Origin of the sequence: Pseudomonas sp. Pc102, assembly GCF_018408275.1 — a bacterium.
In the GTDB taxonomy this organism is placed as follows: Bacteria; Pseudomonadota; Gammaproteobacteria; order Pseudomonadales; family Pseudomonadaceae; genus Metapseudomonas; species Metapseudomonas tohonis.
This window is the reverse complement of the sequence record NZ_AP021905.1, coordinates 5,728,502-5,745,518: the sequence shown is the minus strand read 5'-3', so window position 1 is coordinate 5,745,518 and position 17,017 is coordinate 5,728,502. Positions and strand designations below refer to the sequence as shown.

At 69.6% G+C, this 17,017-nt stretch carries 4 protein-coding genes; all 4 read right to left on the bottom strand.

Annotated elements, in window-relative coordinates; translation table 11 throughout:
• Nucleotides 1-200: 200 nt before the first annotated feature.
• Nucleotides 201-446: a hypothetical protein gene (locus PHLH3_RS26255; RefSeq protein ID WP_213626354.1), complete on the bottom strand. Its 246-nt coding sequence runs from the start codon at nucleotides 444-446 to the stop codon at nucleotides 201-203.
• A 103-nt stretch (nucleotides 447-549) separates the two neighbouring features.
• Nucleotides 550-828, bottom strand: coding sequence for a hypothetical protein (locus PHLH3_RS26250; RefSeq protein ID WP_111260189.1), 279 nt, complete (start codon nucleotides 826-828; stop codon nucleotides 550-552).
• 298 nt (nucleotides 829-1,126) lie between these two features.
• Entirely contained in the window at nucleotides 1,127-2,797 is a 1,671-nt protein-coding gene (locus PHLH3_RS26245; RefSeq protein ID WP_173179028.1) for a ShlB/FhaC/HecB family hemolysin secretion/activation protein, read from the bottom strand.
• Nucleotides 2,784-16,871, bottom strand: a complete 14,088-nt coding sequence (locus PHLH3_RS30740; protein ID WP_213626353.1) for a leukotoxin LktA family filamentous adhesin — start codon at nucleotides 16,869-16,871, stop codon at nucleotides 2,784-2,786. Before PHLH3_RS30740 ends, PHLH3_RS26245 begins: the two co-directional genes overlap by 14 nt.
• Nucleotides 16,872-17,017 lie beyond the last annotated feature (146 nt).

The following is a 17,017-nucleotide window of genomic DNA, read 5'->3' as shown; positions in this document are numbered from 1 at the left end:
GAGCTGAGAACTCGGCAGGACGAACTCGTGCCGTAGGGCGTGCCGTGCGCACCGCCGCACGGTGCTTCCGGCGAGTCCCAGGTGCGCGCAGCACACCCTACGTCCGACGTGAGTGGCGGCCGCATGCTTCGAGCCTTTCAGCTGACCAAAAGCAAAGCCGCGTTCCAAGAGCGTGGATGCTTACTGATGCCGGGCCAGGCTCATTCGCTGGCTTGCAGCATGTCGATGGCTTCCTTGAGCACCCTGGCCGACTCCGTGTGGTTGCCGGCCTTGTGCAGTTCTTCGCCTTCCGCGCGCAGGCGCTGCACCTCCGCCAGCAGGGCGGCGTCGGAGGGCGGGTCGGTCTTGAGCATTTCGTCGATCCTGGCCATGTCCTGGGGGCAGTGCATGGCCCAGAGCGGGGCGCTGATCAGGGCGGCGGCGATGAAGGCGGCGAGACGGCGCATGGCGAGGCTCCTGGCAGGGGTGTCCAGGAGTATAGGCAGGGGCGAGGGGTTGCGCGGGGCATGAAAAAGCCAGCACGAGGCTGGCTTGTTCACGCGGGGCCGATCACTGGCTGGCGCCGTCGCTACCGCCTTCCTTGTTCGGCCCTTGCAGGCGCTGCAACGCCATGTTGGACGAGTTGATGCAGGCTTCGGTATCGCCGGCGGTCTTGGCCTGTTCGGCCTTCATGCGCAGGTCTTCCACTTCTTTCTTCAGCGGGTCGCCCAGGGTGGTGTTGGTGGCCATGGCGTCGCTGATCTTCTGCAGGTTGATGGTGCAGAGGTCATCGGCGAACACCGGGGAAGCCATCAGGGCGGCTGTGATCAACAGGGCGGTGCGTTTCATGAGGGGAGTCTCCTCTCTCGTTCTTTGGCACTCGGATAGGCCCTTTGTGGAGGCCGAGTGGAGCAATGACGTCCGAGACGGATAAGCCCGGCTTGCCGACGGGCTTGTAAGGATGGACTGCCCGGCGAAATACGCGGTTCAGTGTTTTTCTGGGGGCTCGGGTGCCGAGGCTCCCGGACTGAAGTCCGGCTACGAGGGAGGGCGGTGCGATAGGGCCGCCCCGGCGCCGAAGCCCTGCCCACGAGATGGGGTCACGTGGGCCGGGCTTCAGCACGGGAGCGGATTCGGGTGCGTGGCGTCAGAGGACCTTGAACACCACTTGCAGGTTGACGTAGGCGTTGTCCTGGTCGGAGCGCACCTTGGTCAGGGGCACGCCTAGGGTCACCTCGCCGCTCAGGCGCGAGGTGGCCTGCCAGTTGAAGCCTCCGCCCACGCTGTCCAGCTTCTCCGGCTGGCGGAACGAGGAGTCGATGCGCCCGTAGTCGTAGAAGCCGAAGCCGGTGAGGGCCTGGGTGATGCGGTAGTTGGCCTGCAGGTTGGAGTACAGGCCGCCGTCGCCGGCCAGCTCGCCCTGGCGGTAGCCGCGCACGGTGGAGGCGCCGCCGATCTGGAACAGCTGGCTGGAGGGCACGCCCTCGCGGTTGGCGTACTGCCAGGCGCCCGTGGCGTTCAGGTACCAGTCCGCGCTGAGGGCCTGGTAGAACTGCCAGTAGCCCACCCAGAGGCCGTAGTTCTCGCGGATCGCGGTGCCTTCCAGCTCGCTGCGGGCATCCTGGTAGCCCAGGCCCACGCGCAGGGAGCGGCCCGGCGCCAGGTACAGCGCGGTGAGGTCGGCCTGGGTGGTGCGCACGCGGTTTTCGTTGAGGAAGACATCGGCGATGTAGTTCTTGGTGCGCTGCTCGCCGTAGGTCAGCTGGCCGGTGAGCAGCCAGTCCTGGTTGCTCCACAGCGGGTGGCTGATGAACAGCGAGCCGTTCTTCGAGTCGCTCTCCGAATCCAGGCTGCGGAAGGGCCCGTAGATCACCTTCGCCTTGCTCTTGCCCAGGCGCCCGCCGATGCGCCCGCCCAGGGTGTTGAAGGGCGCGTCGTAGGACAGCATGCCCACGCCCGAACCCCGCGAGCCGGAGAGGAAGGCGGAGAACACGTCGTCACGGCCGAGGGCGCCGTAGTGGCGGTACATCATGCCGCCGGTTTCTTCACCGGTGGATTCGTAGCCGTGGTTGTTGGCGAACAGGTCGAGGCTGTTCTGCGGCGGCTCGTTGACGTTCACGTAGACGTCGGTGAGGCCGTAGCCCTTGCCCGGCTGCAGCGAGGCGGAGAGGGTGCCGTTGCTCACCCGGTTGAAGCGCGACAGCTCGGCTTCCAGGCGCTTGGGGTCCACCAGCTCGCCGTTGCCGATGTCCAGGCGCTCGCGGATGAAGTCCTCGTTCATGTAGCTGTTGCCTTCGAGCACCAGCTCGCCGACGCGGCCTTCCACCAGCTGGATGCGCACGCGGCCCTGCTCGATGCGCTGGGGCGGCAGGATGGCGCGGGCGGTGACGTAGCCCTTCTCGTCGTACAGGCGGTTCACCGCCGAGATCAGTTGCTGCAGGTCGGCGAAGCCCACCTTGCGGCCGAGGTAGGGCCTGGCGATTTCCTGCAGTTGCTGGGCGTCGAGGATGGCGGTCTCGCTGAACACCACCGCGTCCAGCTGGAAGGCGACGTTGGGGTTGTCCGGCAGCTTCTGGTCGCCCACCACCGGCACGTCGAGCACCGGCGTGTCGTCCTGCGGGCGGGCTTCCTGGCGCTCCTGGGCGCGCTGCGGCTGGCGCAGCAGCTCCGAGCTGATGGCGCCGGGCAGCGCGCCGGAGGGCAGCGCCTCGGCGTTGGCGCAGGCGGCGAACAGCAGCCCGGCGGCACCGAGCAGGAAGGGCGCGCGGCTGGCGACGGCCCGCAGGCCGCCGCTGGTCAGGGTCTTAGATGGAGTCATCGTCACTGCTCTGGGTACCGAGGTTGACCGCCAGGGGGGCGGTGGAGATGGCATTGGCACGCTGCAGCGCCGGGCGCACGGGGTAGGCCGCGGAGAAGGCGGGCATCGCCTCCCCGCCGGTCTGGCGCAGGTCGGTGCTGAAGTGCGGGCGGGCCAGGTCGAAGGTGGCGTGGCCGCTGGTGACCATGTTGCGGGTGAACACGCCACGGGCCGAGTTGAACCACATGGGCGCGTGGGAGCCGGTGGCGCCACGGGTCTCCAGGTCCAGCGAGAAGCCCTTCCAGGGGATGTAGTACTGGAAGTCGCTGGCGTAGCGCAGTGCCGGGGTGGTGTTGTCCATCAGCGCGCTGACGTAGCCGGTGGTGAGCTTCAGCTCTTCGCCGATGTGGCCGTTGACGATGTTGAAGCGCGTGGCGTTGGAGCGGATGTCCGCGACGCGGGCGGCCAGTTGCTCGTTGAGCACGTAGGGCGCGGCGGTGATGCCCAGGTCGATGCGGTCGGCCACGCCGCCCTGCAGGTTGGTGGCCCACAGGCGCAGCGGGGTGGCCTGCACGGTCTGGGTGACCTGGCCACGGATGCTTTCGGCGCGCAGCTCCAGGTCACGGGCGATGCGCACGTCGGCCAGGTCCAGGTCGGTGGTGCCGAGCACGCCGTCGCCGTCGCCCACCAGGTGGGCGGAACCGGTCAGGGCATGCACGCGCTCGGCGCGGGCCTCGCGGTGCAGGTGCAGGTTGACGTCGCCCACCGGGGTCTCGGCGTTGAAGTGGCCGGTATCCAGGCGGATGGCGGCGCCGGTTGCACCGATGCCGGTGGCGGCGACCAGGTCGACCTGGCCGGTGCCTTCGTCGGTGGTGCGGATCACCGAGTCCTCGTCGTCCATGAGGATCGAGCCGAGGCTGGCGGTGAGCGACACCAGGCCGTCCAGCACGCCGTTGGACATCACCAGGTCGTTCTGCGTGGCGACCAGGTTGGCACCGAGGCCGAACAGGCCCAGGGCACCCTGCTTTTGCACGACGTTGAACGGGTTCAGCGCGGTGCCGATGTAGCCGGAGGTCTGGCCGTTGCCGTCCACGGCGCGCAGGTTGACCAGGCCGCCATCGAAGGTGGCGTGGTCGCCCAGGGAGTAGAAGTTGCCGTTGTTGGCCACCAGGTTGGTTTCGCCCTTCACGTCGATCTTGCCGACCACCACGTTGCCGTTGAGCACCACCACGTTGGCGGTGCCCGGGGCGACCAGGCGGTACACGGTGACCGGGTCGTTGCCGTTGTTGGTGACCTGGATGGGGTTGTCCGGCGAGCCGATGTTGCGGCCGGCGTCGATGTACAGGCCGCCGGTGACGGCGCCGGCGACGCCGGTGGCGGTCTGGTTGATCACGTCGCGGCCGGCGTAGACGTAGAGGGTGCCGCCCACGGTGATGTCCTTGAGGATCACGTCCTGGGAGGTGCCGACGTGATAGTCGCCCTTGGCGTCGATCACCACCGGGTCCTTGGCTTCCACCGCCAGGTCGTAGCGCGGGCGCAGGGTGATGCGCACGGTGTCGCCGTCCACCTGGTCGGCCTGCAGCGTGCCCGGCTTGGCCTCGGCGAGGAAGGCCATCAGCTGGCTGGAGCTGTAGCTGTTGCCTTCCGAGGAAGAGAGCTGGGTGACGATCGGCAGGTAGCCGTCGGTGCGCTTGAGGGTGAAGACCAGGGTCTCCGCCTCGGGCAGGGCCTGGGTCGGGTCGTTGTTCAGGCGGATCGAGCCCTGGGTCGCGGAGACGTTGGGCAGCGCGCCGGTGGAGGGACGGTCGCCCGCCACCGCGCCGGCGTTGATCACCGTGCCCAGCATGCTCTTGTCCCAGACCGCGCCGTGGGTCATCTGCGCGTATAGCTCGGAGCCGGTGTCCAGGCTGTACTGGAAGTCGGCCGCACGGGTCTGCAGCAGGCCCTGGTCGACGCCCGGCGCGCCGGCCAGGAAGCTCTTCGCCTCCAGGTAGCGGGCCTTCATGGCGCTGTTGATCTCGGCGTCGCTGGCGCTGTGGCCGAGACTGGCGCTGACCTGTTCGCGGTAGAGGTCCAGGCCCGCGCTGGTCAGGCTGAAGCTGCCATCCGGGTTGCTGGCGCGCTCGCGAATGGTCCAGTAGTCGCTGTAGTAGCGCTCCACCCGATTCTCGTAGCCATTGATGGTGCTCTGCGCGTGGTTGGCGTCGGTGAGGCCCATGGCCTCCCATTCGGCGATCTTCTCCTGCAGCTTGGCGTCCTGGTCCTCGCCCTTGGGCGCGGCGCCGAGGATCTGCCCGCTCGGGGTGTTGAGCTCGACGTTGCCGAACAGCGACTCGATGTAGCCGACGTTCATGTTGCCGCTGCCCTGGGTGAGGGTGACGCTGCCCGGGGCGGAGGCGTTGATCTCGTTGCTCTGGGTGACCAGCGGGTTGTTGACCCCGCCGATGGAGCTGCCCGAGCCCGAGTGCAGGTTGAGCACGTCGCCCCCGATGGACACGCCCACGGCGCCGGCGTGCTGGTAGATGCCGCCGACCGCGTTGACGGTGACGTCGCCCGTGGTCTGGATCGACTTGGCGTAGAAGTCGCCGCTGCTGGCCAGGAAGATGTCGCCCTGGCTGCTGGCGCTGACCGAGGCACCGGCCACGCGGGAGTCGATCAGCTTCAGCGCGTCGCTGGCGCTGCCGATGCCGGCGCTGGCATTGAGCACCAGGTCCTTGCCCTGGAGCGAACCGCCGGCCTGCAGCAGCGAGCCGGTGACGTCGAACGTGCTGGTGCCGACGTCGTTGCGGATGGCGCCGCCGATCAGCACGTTGGAGCCGGAATCCACCTGCAGGCGCGACTCGTTGTTGCCGACGAAGCGGATCGGGATGGCGTGGTCGGCCTTCACGCTGTTGGTGACGGTCATCTGGATGTCGGTGGCCAGGTCGAAGGTGGCCCCGGCGTAGTAGCCGCCCCACTCGTCGCCGTTGGAGGTGGCGCGCACGGTGGTGTAGCCGATGTCGGCGTCGGCCCACTGCATGAAGGCCTTGTCGTCACCGGTGACGGCGCGGACCACCACGTCGCCGGCGCTGGTCAGGTAGGCCTTGCCGTCGGCGGTGGCGATCTCGCTCACCCAGTTGCCCAGGTTGCCGGGGATCTCATCGCTCTTGCCCGAGATGCTGGTGGGGCCGGTGTAGGTACGGGTGATGTGGTAGTCCTGGGTCCACTCGTAGCGGGCGCCGGCCTGCGGGTTGTAGGTGAAGTCGCGGCCGATCACGCTCGCCAGGCTGGCGCCGGTGAGGGCGGTGGCGCCGTTGGCGTTGTTGTAGACCGAGACGCTGTCCTGGCCGGCCTGGTTGACGTACCACCAGGTCTGCGCGCGGCCGTCGCCCCAGTGCTTGAGGGTATCGGTGATGCGCACCACGCTCTGGCCACCGTTGCCCAGGTCGATGTCGGTGAGCATCAGGTCGCGGCCGGTGGTGTTGTTGATCTCGACATCGCCGTAGCCGGAGTTGACGACGATGTTGCCCACCGTGTTGGTGTTGATGATGTTGCCGGTCAGCGACACCGAGCCGCCGCCGGCGGCGTTGATGCGCTGCACCTGGATGCGCTGCTTGTCCGAGTCCCAGTACACCACCGGGACCTCGTCGGCGCCGTTGCCGTCGGCGATGCCGCTGACGTTGTTCAGGCGCACCAGGCCGTTGCCGTTGGCGATGCTGGCGATCTCGGCGGCCGCGGCGGCGCCCAGGTTCAGCGACCAGTCGGTGCGCGCGCCCACCTCGATGCCGGCGTTGATGTTGATGTTCTTCGCGTTGATCGCCAGGGCGCCGCCCACGCGCAGGGCGCTGGCGGTGGAGCCCGAGGTGTCGGACTGGCCGAGGGCCGCGCTGTTCTGCGTCTTGTAGGCCTGCATCATGGTGTAGCGCCAATCCCATACACCGGTGTTGCCGGTCCAGAAGTCATGGTCGCTGGCCGACATGTTGCCGCTGTATTCGTACCGGGTGTCCTTGAACCACACGCGGTTGGCGGTGTTGTCGTCGTCGGTCTCCCAGTAACCGCGGACCATGCCGTCGAGGATGATCTGCTGGTCGGTGCCGTTGCCGCTGCCGTAGTTGCGGATCAGGTAGTCGGTGAAGGCTTCCTTGCTGGTGAAGGCGTAGGAGCCGTTGTAGACCACGTTGGCGGCGAACTCGGCGATGGCGTCGGGGACGTTGCGGCCGCTGCTGAGGCTGCTCGGGTTCAGGCCGTTGATGACGTTGGCCCACTCCGACTGCACCGAGGCCAGGTTCCAGCTGCGGCCCGGCAGGCTGACGAACAGGTCGCCGTTGGGCACGTTCATGCTCAGCTGGTAGCTCTCGATGGTGGCGAACTGCGAGACGTTGCCCGAGGTGTTGCTCAGCGAGGTGTTGCCCTTGAGGTTCTCGATGTCGCCCAGCACCAGGATGCCCGGCGCGGGGCTGGTGTTGCCCGCCAGGTTGGTGTCGTAGGTGTTCTCGATGACGATCGAGGGCACGCTCGGACGCTGGGTGGCGTCGTAGTAGTCGGACTGCGAGCGCTTCACCTCGGTCAGCGTGGCGCCGCTGTTGGCCAGCTTGGCCGCGCCGGTGGAGGTGATGCTGCCGGTGCCGGCGGCGGAGACCAGGATGCCGTTGGTCACCAGGTAGTCGTCGGAGCTGTTGTGGATGATCACCGTCGGCGCGCCGTAGGCGGTCAGGTTGGCACCGGACTGCTGGATGCGGTCGGCCCCGACGCGGATGTCACCGGCACCGGCGATGAGGTCGCCGATCACCAGGCTGTCCACGGTGGTGTTGCCGTTGGCGCCGGCACCCAGGGATTGCGCGGTGCTGGCGCGCATCTGGGTGTAGAGGGTGATCTGGTCGTTGAGGCTGGTGTACGCGGCCGAGCCCGGGGTGAGGCCGGCGAGCTGCTGGGCGAGGCTCGCCAGGGTGGCGTCGATCTCGGCCAGCGGGCGGAACGCACCGGCGCTGCCGGCGGCCTTGTACTGCACGCTCAGGTCGTTGAGCGAGGAGACCGTGCGCAGCTGGTTGCCGTCCCAGTAGACCTCCTGCCGGTTGCCCGCGCCCGCCACCACGCGGCTGTTGGCGAGGTTGAGGCTGGCCAGCTGGTTGACCCGGTCGGAACGGGTGGTCTGCTCGCTGGAGAACAGCGCCAGGTAGGGGTTCTTGCCCACGCCGCCGCCGCTGGCGGTGACCGCACCGTTGGTGGCGATGAGGTCGACGTTGCGCACCGAGCGCAGCAGGGCGCCGGTGCCGAACACCAGGTCGTTTGTGGTGGTGGCGGTCGCGTCGGCATCGAGAACCGCAGTCACCGGGATCAGCGTGTTGTTGACCACCACCGTGCTGGCGGTGGCGCGGATGTCGTTGGCCAGGTTGCCGTCGGCGCTCTGGCCGGCGCGCAGGCCGAGGTTGCCGTAGCCGAGCAGGTCGGCGTTGGCGCCGAAGCGGATCAGCTGGGCGGCGGTCAGGTCGATCTTCGAATCGCCGCCACCGGCGCCCACCAGGCCGTAGACGTCCACGCGGGCATTGGTGCTGGCGCGGGTGTCGCTGTACGCGCCCACCTGCAGCAGGCCGCTGCTCTTCATGCTCAGGTTGTCGCCGAAGGTCACCTGGTTGGTGGCGTCCACGTCCATCTCGGTGCCCGCGTAGGGGGCGGCGATGGCGCCACCGGCGGACAGCTTGCCGGTGTCGGCGGCGCGCATGGTGTTGTGGGCGCTCAGGCGCAGGTGGCCCTTGTCGATGTCCAGCGGGCTGCCCACGGTGGCCAGGCCGACGTTGTTGCCGACCTGGATGCGGGTGGTGTCGCGGATCGTGTTGTCGACCAGCACGGCGCTGCCGCTGATCACGCCGCCCGAGCCGGAGAAGGCCTCGGCGCCGCCCTGGGTGATGGTGTGGGCTTCGATGTCGAGGCCGTCGAGGGCGGCCACGCGGGCACCGTCGCGCACCAGCACCTGGGTGGTGGCGCCCAGGTCGAGGTCGATGAAGGTGCCCGAGGCGCCGACCATGGCGGCCTGGATCGAGTCGCTGTCGGCGGCGTAGTCGAGGCGGTGCTCGGCGAGCACGTCGGTACGGCCGGTGAGGATGTTGGTGTTGCCCAGCACGTCGACGGTGGTGGTGCTGGTGGCGTCGAGGTTGAGGGTGGAGGCGCTGCCGGCGACCACGCCGCCGCTGCCGGCCACCGCGTCGCCGCTGATGCCGTTGCTGCCGGTGGCGGAGAGGGCGAGGGTGCCGCCCACCAGCCCGGTGGCGCCGAAGCGCACGCGCTGGGTGGCGTCGATGTCGGCGAGGCCGACGTTGGCGCCGATGGCCAGCAGGCCGCCGACGGCGATGCCGGTGGCGTCGGTCTTGACCCGGGTGGCGTCGCTGGCCTTCACCGCGGCGTTGCCGGTGATGGCGAGCTGGGTGCCCTGGCCGAGGTCGGCGAGCACGTCGGTGTCCAGGTTGGCGCTGGCGACGGTGGCGTTCAGGCCCATCAGGGCGCCGCCGCTGGCGCCCACGGCCTGGGCTTCGGCGCTCTGGCTGCGGGTGCGCTGGGCGGATGCGTCCACCTCCAGCGAGCCGCCGGTGAGGTTCACCGCGCCGGTGCCGGCCTGCACGCTGTTGTCGACGTTGGCGGTGGCGACGCTGGCACCGATGGCGCCGGCGCCCACGGAAGCGCCGATGGCGAAGGCGCGGGTCATCGGGTCGGTGCTGGCGCGGATGCCGATGGCGCCCTGGGTGGTGACGCGGCTGCCGTCGTCGACCCAGGCACGGGCGCTGGTGCGATCGCTGGCGGTGGCGACCACCGCGTTGCCGGCGACGATGCCGCCGCTGACGCCGACGGCGTCGACGTTGTTGCTGGAGCGCGCGCTGGCGTCGACGGCGAGGCTGCCGGCGTTGACCTGCACGTTCTTGCCCACCAGCGCCTGGGCCTGGCCGCTGCTGCTGGAGGTGGCGATGCTCGCGCCCACGGCCACGCCGCCGGCACTGACGCCGACGGTCTGCGCCTTGAGGGCGTGATCGAGGTCGGCGTCCACGCTGAGGGCGCCGCCGGCGGTGATGTGGGTGCCGTCGAGGATGCGCGCGGTAGTCTGGCTGGATTTCTCGCTCACCGCCACGGCGGCGCCGAGGCCCACCAGGCCGCCACCGCCCGCCTGGGCGAGGGCCTGGGTGGTGCCGTCCTGGCCGTCTTCGGCGCTGATGCGCACGTTGCCACCGGCACGCAGGGTGCCGCCCAGTTCCGCCAGGCTGCGGTCGCCGACGTTGATCACCGCGACGCCGGCACCGGCGCCCACCAGGCCACCGGCCACGCCGGCCGCCTCGCTGAGGGCGTCGGTGCTGTTGTGGGCGCTGACGGTGACGTTGCGGCCGGCGTCCAGGGTGGCGTTGCCGACCCGCGCGGCGGCGGAGTAGGCGGTGCCATCCGGGGTGCTGAGGAAGGTGTCGTTGGGGCTGATGGTCTGCTGGTTGGCGTTGATGTCGGCCTGCAGCTGGCTGGAACCGGAGAAGCCGTTGCCCATCTGGCCGTTGAGGCCGGAGTTGCGGGCGACGTTCTGGGCGTTGCGGATGCTGCTGTCGAGGCTGCCGGTGGCCTGGGAGGAGGCGCCGGAAGCGACGCTGACCACCGAGACGCCGGCGCCCGCGCCGACGTAGCCACCGCCGGCTGCGGCGATGGAGACGGAGTCGATGTCGCGGCTGTTCCCGGCTTCGACGGTGATGTCGCGGCCGGCCTTGACCGTGGCGCCGTCGCCGACGCTGGCGATGGCGCCGCTGCGCACCACCTGCACGTCGGCACCGGCACCGACGCCGGCCACGCCGCCGACACCGGCGGTGCCGAGCACGTCGGTGGTTTCGAGGCTGTCCTGGGCGTGCACGCGCACGTCCTGCTGGGCGCCGCCCAACTGGGTGTTGATCTGGCTGCCCGCGCCGACACCGGCGAGGGTCTGGCCCTTGGCGACCAGCACGTTGACGGTGCCGGCCACGCCGGCGGTGCCGCCACCGGCGCCGGTGAAGCCGACGATGGTCACGTCCTGGGCGGCGCTGGCGTCGATGGCGGTGAGGCCGCTGGCGTCCAGGCGGGTGGCACCGGAGGTGGAGGCCTCGGTGCGCTGGTTGAGGTCGGTGACGATGACGGTGGCGCCGACGCCGGCTACACCGCCGCCCGCCACGCCGCCGGCGACGATGTCGAGGTCGTTGTCGGCGTCGGCGGCGATCTCGATGCCGCCGGCGTCGCTGCGCAGGCTGGAGCCCTGCACGGTGCTGCGCACGGTGCCGGCCAGGGTGGTGACGGCCACCGAGCCGTTGGCCCCGGCGGTACCGCCGATGGCGGCGCCGACGACCACGGCGTTGAGGTCGTGGGTGGCGCGGGCGTTGACGCCGATGCCGGCGTCGCTGCCGAGGGTGGCGTTGGCGACCAGGGCCTGGGTGTCGTGGTCGAGGATGTTGGTGGTGGTGGACACGCCGACCCCGGCGGTGCCGCCGCCGGCGCCGGCACCGTTGCCGGTGGTGACGCGGGTGTGGTGGTAGGCGCCGACCTGGGTGGCGGCGTCGCTGTCGAGGGTGGCGCCGCTGACCTGGGCCAGGGTGGAGCCGCCCACCCTGTTGACGGTGACCGCGCCGGCCACGCCGACGCTGGAACCGCCGCCGACGCTGACGGAGACGGTGTCGATCTCGTCGGTGCTGCTGGCGACGACGCCGATGCCCTTGATGCTTTCCTGCAGGGTGCGATCGCGCAGGTCGCTGCCCATGTTGCCGTTGAGCTGGCCGTTGTCGATGGCGCGGGCGGCGCCCTGGCCGTCGGCGCCGAGGTGGGTGGAAGCACCGGTGACGCGGGCGGTGGTGGTGCCTTCGAGCTGGTTGACCGCCACCGCGCCGGACAGGCCGACCCCGGACAGGCCGACGCCCAGGGCGCCGGCCACGGTTTCGATGTCGCTGTCGGAGCGCGCGGTCAGCAGCAGGCTGCCGTCGCTGTGGACCTGGGCGCCGTCGCCGATCTCGGCGAGGGTGGCGCCGCCGACCATATTGACGGCCACGGAGCCGGCGACGCCGACGTTGTTGCCGACCGCGGCGCCCGCGGCCAGGGATTGCAGCTGCTGGTTGCGCAGGGCGCTGACACGCACCAGGTCACCGGCCTGGAGGTTGCCGCCGTTGATGCCGGCGTAGACCGCGCCGGCAATCTCGTTATAGGACCCGGCGATGCCGATGCCCGCACCCTGGCCGCCATAGGCCAGGGCACCGGTGAGGCTGCGGATGCGCGAGGCGTCCTGGGCGTTCACCAGCAGCGAGCCGTGGCTGGCCAGGCTGGAGTCATCGGTGCGGGCGCTGGTGCGGTTGTCGATGGTGTTGACGGCGATGGAGCCGGCCACGGCGGAGGAGCGCGCCGCCACGGCGCCACCGGCGACCAGGGCGTTGATGTCGCTCTGCTGGCTCGCCTGCACCGCGATGCTGGCGGCTTCGGCGTCGCTGTCGAGGATCTCGGCGCTGACGCGGTCGCTGATGGTGTTGTAGCCGAAGCTGGCCCCCATGGCGCCGTCGTTGCCGATGGCGGCCGAACCCGAGGCGGTCCAGATGCTGCTGGTGTTGCCGGCGTTCACCGCCAGGGCGCCGCCGAGGTTGAGGCCGTGGCTGCCACGCAGGGCGGCGAGGGTGTCGTGGTCCAGCTGGTTGATGGCCACGGCGCCGTCGAAGGCGTACTTGTTGGAGTAGCCCATGGCGGCGGCCACCGAGACCAGGTCGGCGTCGCTGCTGGCGTCGAGGGTGAGGCCGGCGGCGCTGTCGAGGCGGCGCAGGTCGTCGGCCACCGCTTCGGTGGCGCCGTCGATGCTGTTGATCGACAGGCCGGCACCGACGCCGGCCTTGCCGCCGAAGCTGGCGGCACCGGCCACGGCGTGGATGCTGGAGTCGTCGCGGGCGCTGACGTTGACGCCGTCGACGGCATCGATGGCGCCGTCGGCGAGGCGCGCGCGGGTGGTGCTGTCGATGGCGTTGACGCTCACCGAACCGGCCACCTGGTAGCTGCTGGCCGAGGCGCTGGCGGACACGCCGGCGGAGATCGACAGGGCGCTGGCTTCGTTGTCGGCGCTGATGTCGAGGCGGCGCGCGGTGACGTCGCCGGTGGCGGCCAGCTCGGCCTCCACCAGGGCGTCCACGGTGTTCTGGGTGTAGGCGCCGGCCAGGCCGACGCCGTTGCCGGTGTTGCTTGAGACGGCGGCGCCGCCGGCGATGGCGTGCAGCGCGGTGTCGTCGCTGGCTTGCACGTTGACCGCGCCGGCCTCGATGTCGAGGTTGTCGGTGATACGCGCGCGAACCCGGTTGTCGAGGGTGTTCACCGCCGCCGAACCGGAGATGTTGATGCCGAAGGAGCCGGTGCCCTCGCGCGATTGCGCGGCGGGCTGGGTGCTCGGTGCCGGCGGTGCGGTCAGGGCCACGGAGAGGGCGTAGTTGCCGATGCGGCCGTCGGCGCTGGCGCCGACCTTGAGGCCGCCGGACGCGGCCACGGAGCCGGCGGCGAGCTGGGTGTCGCGGCTGCCCAGCCAGGCTTCGGTGGTGCGGTCGAAGGCGTGCACGCCGACGGCGACGCCGGCGGCCTTGCTGGTGGATTTCACCACGCCGCCGGTGATGGTCAGGCTGTCGGTCTCGTCGCGGGCTCCGATGTTGATATCGCCGCTGCCGCCGTTCTCGTCGCTCACCACCAGGTTGGCGCCGTCGTCGATGCCGGCGCGGGTGGTGTTGTCCAGCACGGAGACGGAGATCGAGCCGCTGAGGGCATTGGTGCCGCCCTTGGAGCCGGCCACCGCGTAGTTGAGGATGTCGACGTCGGTGACGGCGTTGACGTTCAGCTCGCTGGCATAGAGGTTCACCGCGCCGACGGAGGCCTGGGCGCTGTTGTTGTAGATGCCGGCGATGAGGCCGGCACCGAAGCCGTTCTTGCCGCCTTCGTTGTTGAACAGGCCCGGGTCGGCGGCGACGTTGACCATCTGCGACTCGGTGCGGGCTTCGATGTCGACGGTCTGTTCCTGGCCACGGTAGGCCAGGTCCTGGTTGATGTTGACGCCGTCGGCGACGTCCACCTTGGCGTTGAGGCCGACGTGGTTGATGTCGACCATGCCGCTGAGGGTGGTGCCGCTGTCCTGGGCGCCTTCGCCGGAGACGGCGGTGGCGGCGTTGACCCAGGTGCTGAACATCTGGCCTTCGTTGATGGTCTGCAGGAAGTCGCTGAGGTTGTCGGCGCTGAAGGCCTTGATCAGGTTGGACAGGCGGCTCTGGTCGAGCCACGGCAGGCTGGTCTTGGCGTTCAGGCTGAGGGCCTGCATGGCGTCCAGCTCGGCGCCCGGGCGCACGCTCAGCACCGCGTCGTTGTCCTGGTTGCTGATGAGGATGGCGACGCCCACGCCGTTCTTCTTGCCGGTGCTCTCGGTGCTGAAGTCGAACGGCTTGTCGGCGTTCTTCTTGTCGGAGATCACCGAGGAGACGGTGGAATCCAGGAGGTCGGTGACCTCGGCGTTGAGGCTGGCATCCTGGCCGGCCTTGACCTTGGCCTGGCCGCCCAGGGTCAGCAGCGCCTGGTTGTCGTGGTTTATGTAGGCCAGGGCACCGGCGGCGCCCAGCTCGTCGAGGAAGCCCTTGCTCTGCTCGCTGCCGCCTTTCTCGCCTTCTTCTTCCTCGCCCTTCTCGACGAGCTTCTTCAGCAGCTCCTTGATGCCGTCCTTGGTCTTGGCCTGGAGCAGCTCGGTCGGGTCTTCGCCGGCCTCGCCGATCTTCTCCTCCAGGGTGGCGACGATCTTGTTCTCGTCGCCGAGCATCACGGCGGCTTCGTGGCTATTGGACTGGGTGTCCACCTTGGCTTCCAGGGTGGCGTTGCCGCCGGCTTCCAGGGTGCCGTTGAAATCGTTGCGGGCCTGCAGGTCGGAGAGGGCGACCAGCACCGAGACGCCGATGGCGCCCTCGGCGTCGCCGGCCTGGGCGCTGACGTCGAACACCTTGACCTGCTCGGCGCTGACGCTGGCGTCGAAGGCGGCCTTGATCAGGCTGCCGGAGCCGACGGTGGTGGTGGCACGGCCCTTGGCCGAGGTGACGTTGGCGGTGAGGGTGACCGGCAGGCCTTCGAGGGCGCCGGCTTCCACCGCGGTTTCCACGGTGGTGTCGGACTGGCTCTTGAGGTTGACGTTGCCGCCCAGGGATTCGATGCGGGCGTTCTGGCCGACGTTGAGCTGGGCGTCGGTGTTGGTCACAGAGACCACGGCGCCCACCGGCAGGTCGGCGACCTCGGCCTGGGCGTTGGTGCTGGCGTGGGACGAGATGTTCACGTCGTTGCTGCCGATGATGCTCACGCCATCACCGATGTTGACCTTGGACTGGGCGTCGAGCACCTGCACCGAGGCCAGCAGGCCGCTGCTGGCGAGGGTGTCGAGCAGGCCGCCGAAGAAGTCGCTGCCGCCGTCGTCGTCGGTTTGCAAACCGGCATCGGCCAGGGCCTGGCGCTGCTCTTCCAGCTCGTCGTCGTCGAGGACCTGTGCGATGGGGTGGCCGTTTTCATCGACGCCGTTGTAGAGGCCGTCGCTGGACAGGCTGTCGGTCAGCGCGGTGGAGGACTCGGCGCTGATGGTGACCTGGCCGCCACGGATCTCGGCGCCGGCCCCCAGGGTGATTTCGGTCTTGTTGCTGCCCACGCCGACGAGGATGCCGGGGGTGAGCAGGGCGCCTTCGGCGGCGATGGCCTTGAGGGTGACGTCACCGGCCTCGAAGGCGGCGTTGTTGGTGTGGGCGTAGAGCTTGGCGTTCTGGCCGAGGACGATGGTCGGCGCTTCCAGGGTGATGTCGCCGGAGTCGCCGATGGACACCGCGTCGCGGTGTTCCTGCTGGCTGGCGGTCTGGTAGTTGGCGATGTCGCGGGTGGAGATCATCACGCCGTCGGCGACGCTGATCTTCTCCGAGGCCTGCAGGCTGTAGTTCGTGCCGCCCAGGCGCTGGTCCTGGGTGAGGTTGATTTCGCGCGGGTCGATCAGCACGTGGCCGGCGGCGCCGCCCTGGCCGGCCTTGGCCTCCAGGGTGCCGGCCCAGGTCACGCGTTCGTCGGCGGAGAGCTCGACCTTGCCGCCATTGCCGCTGCTGCCGGCGTTGGCCGCCACGGTGCCGCCCTTGGCCAGGGTGGTCTGCTGCTTGGCCTTGATCACGACCTTGGCGCCATCGGAATGCGCGCCCTGGCCCGAGGCGGACACCTTGCCGCCGTCGGCGATGGTGATGTCGTGGCCGGCGCGGATCTCGATCTCGCCGGCAGCCTTGCCGGCGACGCCGTCGGTGTTCACCTGGCCGGCGATGAGCACGTCGTTCTCGGCAACGATGCGGATCTCGCCGTTCACCTCGGTCATGGCGGCGGCGCTGTCGAGGCCGTCGATGTTGACCAGTTGCTCGATGCGCGGCATGGCCTGCTGGCCGGCGGTGACGCGCCCGCTGGCGCCGATACCGACGTCGCGGGCGCTGAGGGTGACGGCGCCCTTGGCATTGACCTGGCCACGGATGGACACCAGGCCGGACTCGGAAAGGGGCAGGTTGCCGGACTTCAGCTGGGCCACGGCGAGGTCGTCGATCTTGCCGTCGGCGCCGATCAGGCGTTCCAGGGAGGCGCTGTCCGGGGTGGTGACAGTGAGGGAGCCGACATTGATCACGCCGGACTCGCCCACGACCATGCCGTGGGGGTTGGCGAAATAGATGTCGCCGCCGATCTGGCCGTTCTTGTAGCCGTTGAGGATGCCGTTGATCTCGCTGCGCTGGTCGCGAACGATGTTGATCAGGGCGTTGGCCGAGTCCGGTACATAAAGGTTGGCGGTTTCGCCGCTGCCCACGTTGAACTGCGAGAAGGAGTTGAAGCCGTTGCCGTTGCGGATGGTCTCGGTGCGGATGTCGGTGACCGCGCCGTTCTGCACCACGCTGGTGGCCGTGCGCCCGTCCGTGACGATGCCCTGCGCATAGAGGCCGGGGCTCAGCAGGGCGCCGATGGCCAGCAGGCCGGCGCCGCTGGCGGCCTTGCTCGACTTGGTCTTGCCCTGCCGCGTGGTGTGCTCCCCAACGACTTGCCAGACACCTTTGGCGTGGTTCCAGATGGTGCGATAGACGTGGTTCATGGCGCGATCCTTGATGAGGGCCACAGCGGCCTGCCGAGCGGGTGTCGGGCAATGCCAGCGGAGTGCGGGCCAGGGAAAGGGTTTGGGCGCGAGTATATGAGCGGGTCCCTGGCCTGAAACTGAGCAATGCTGACAATTGGCCATCA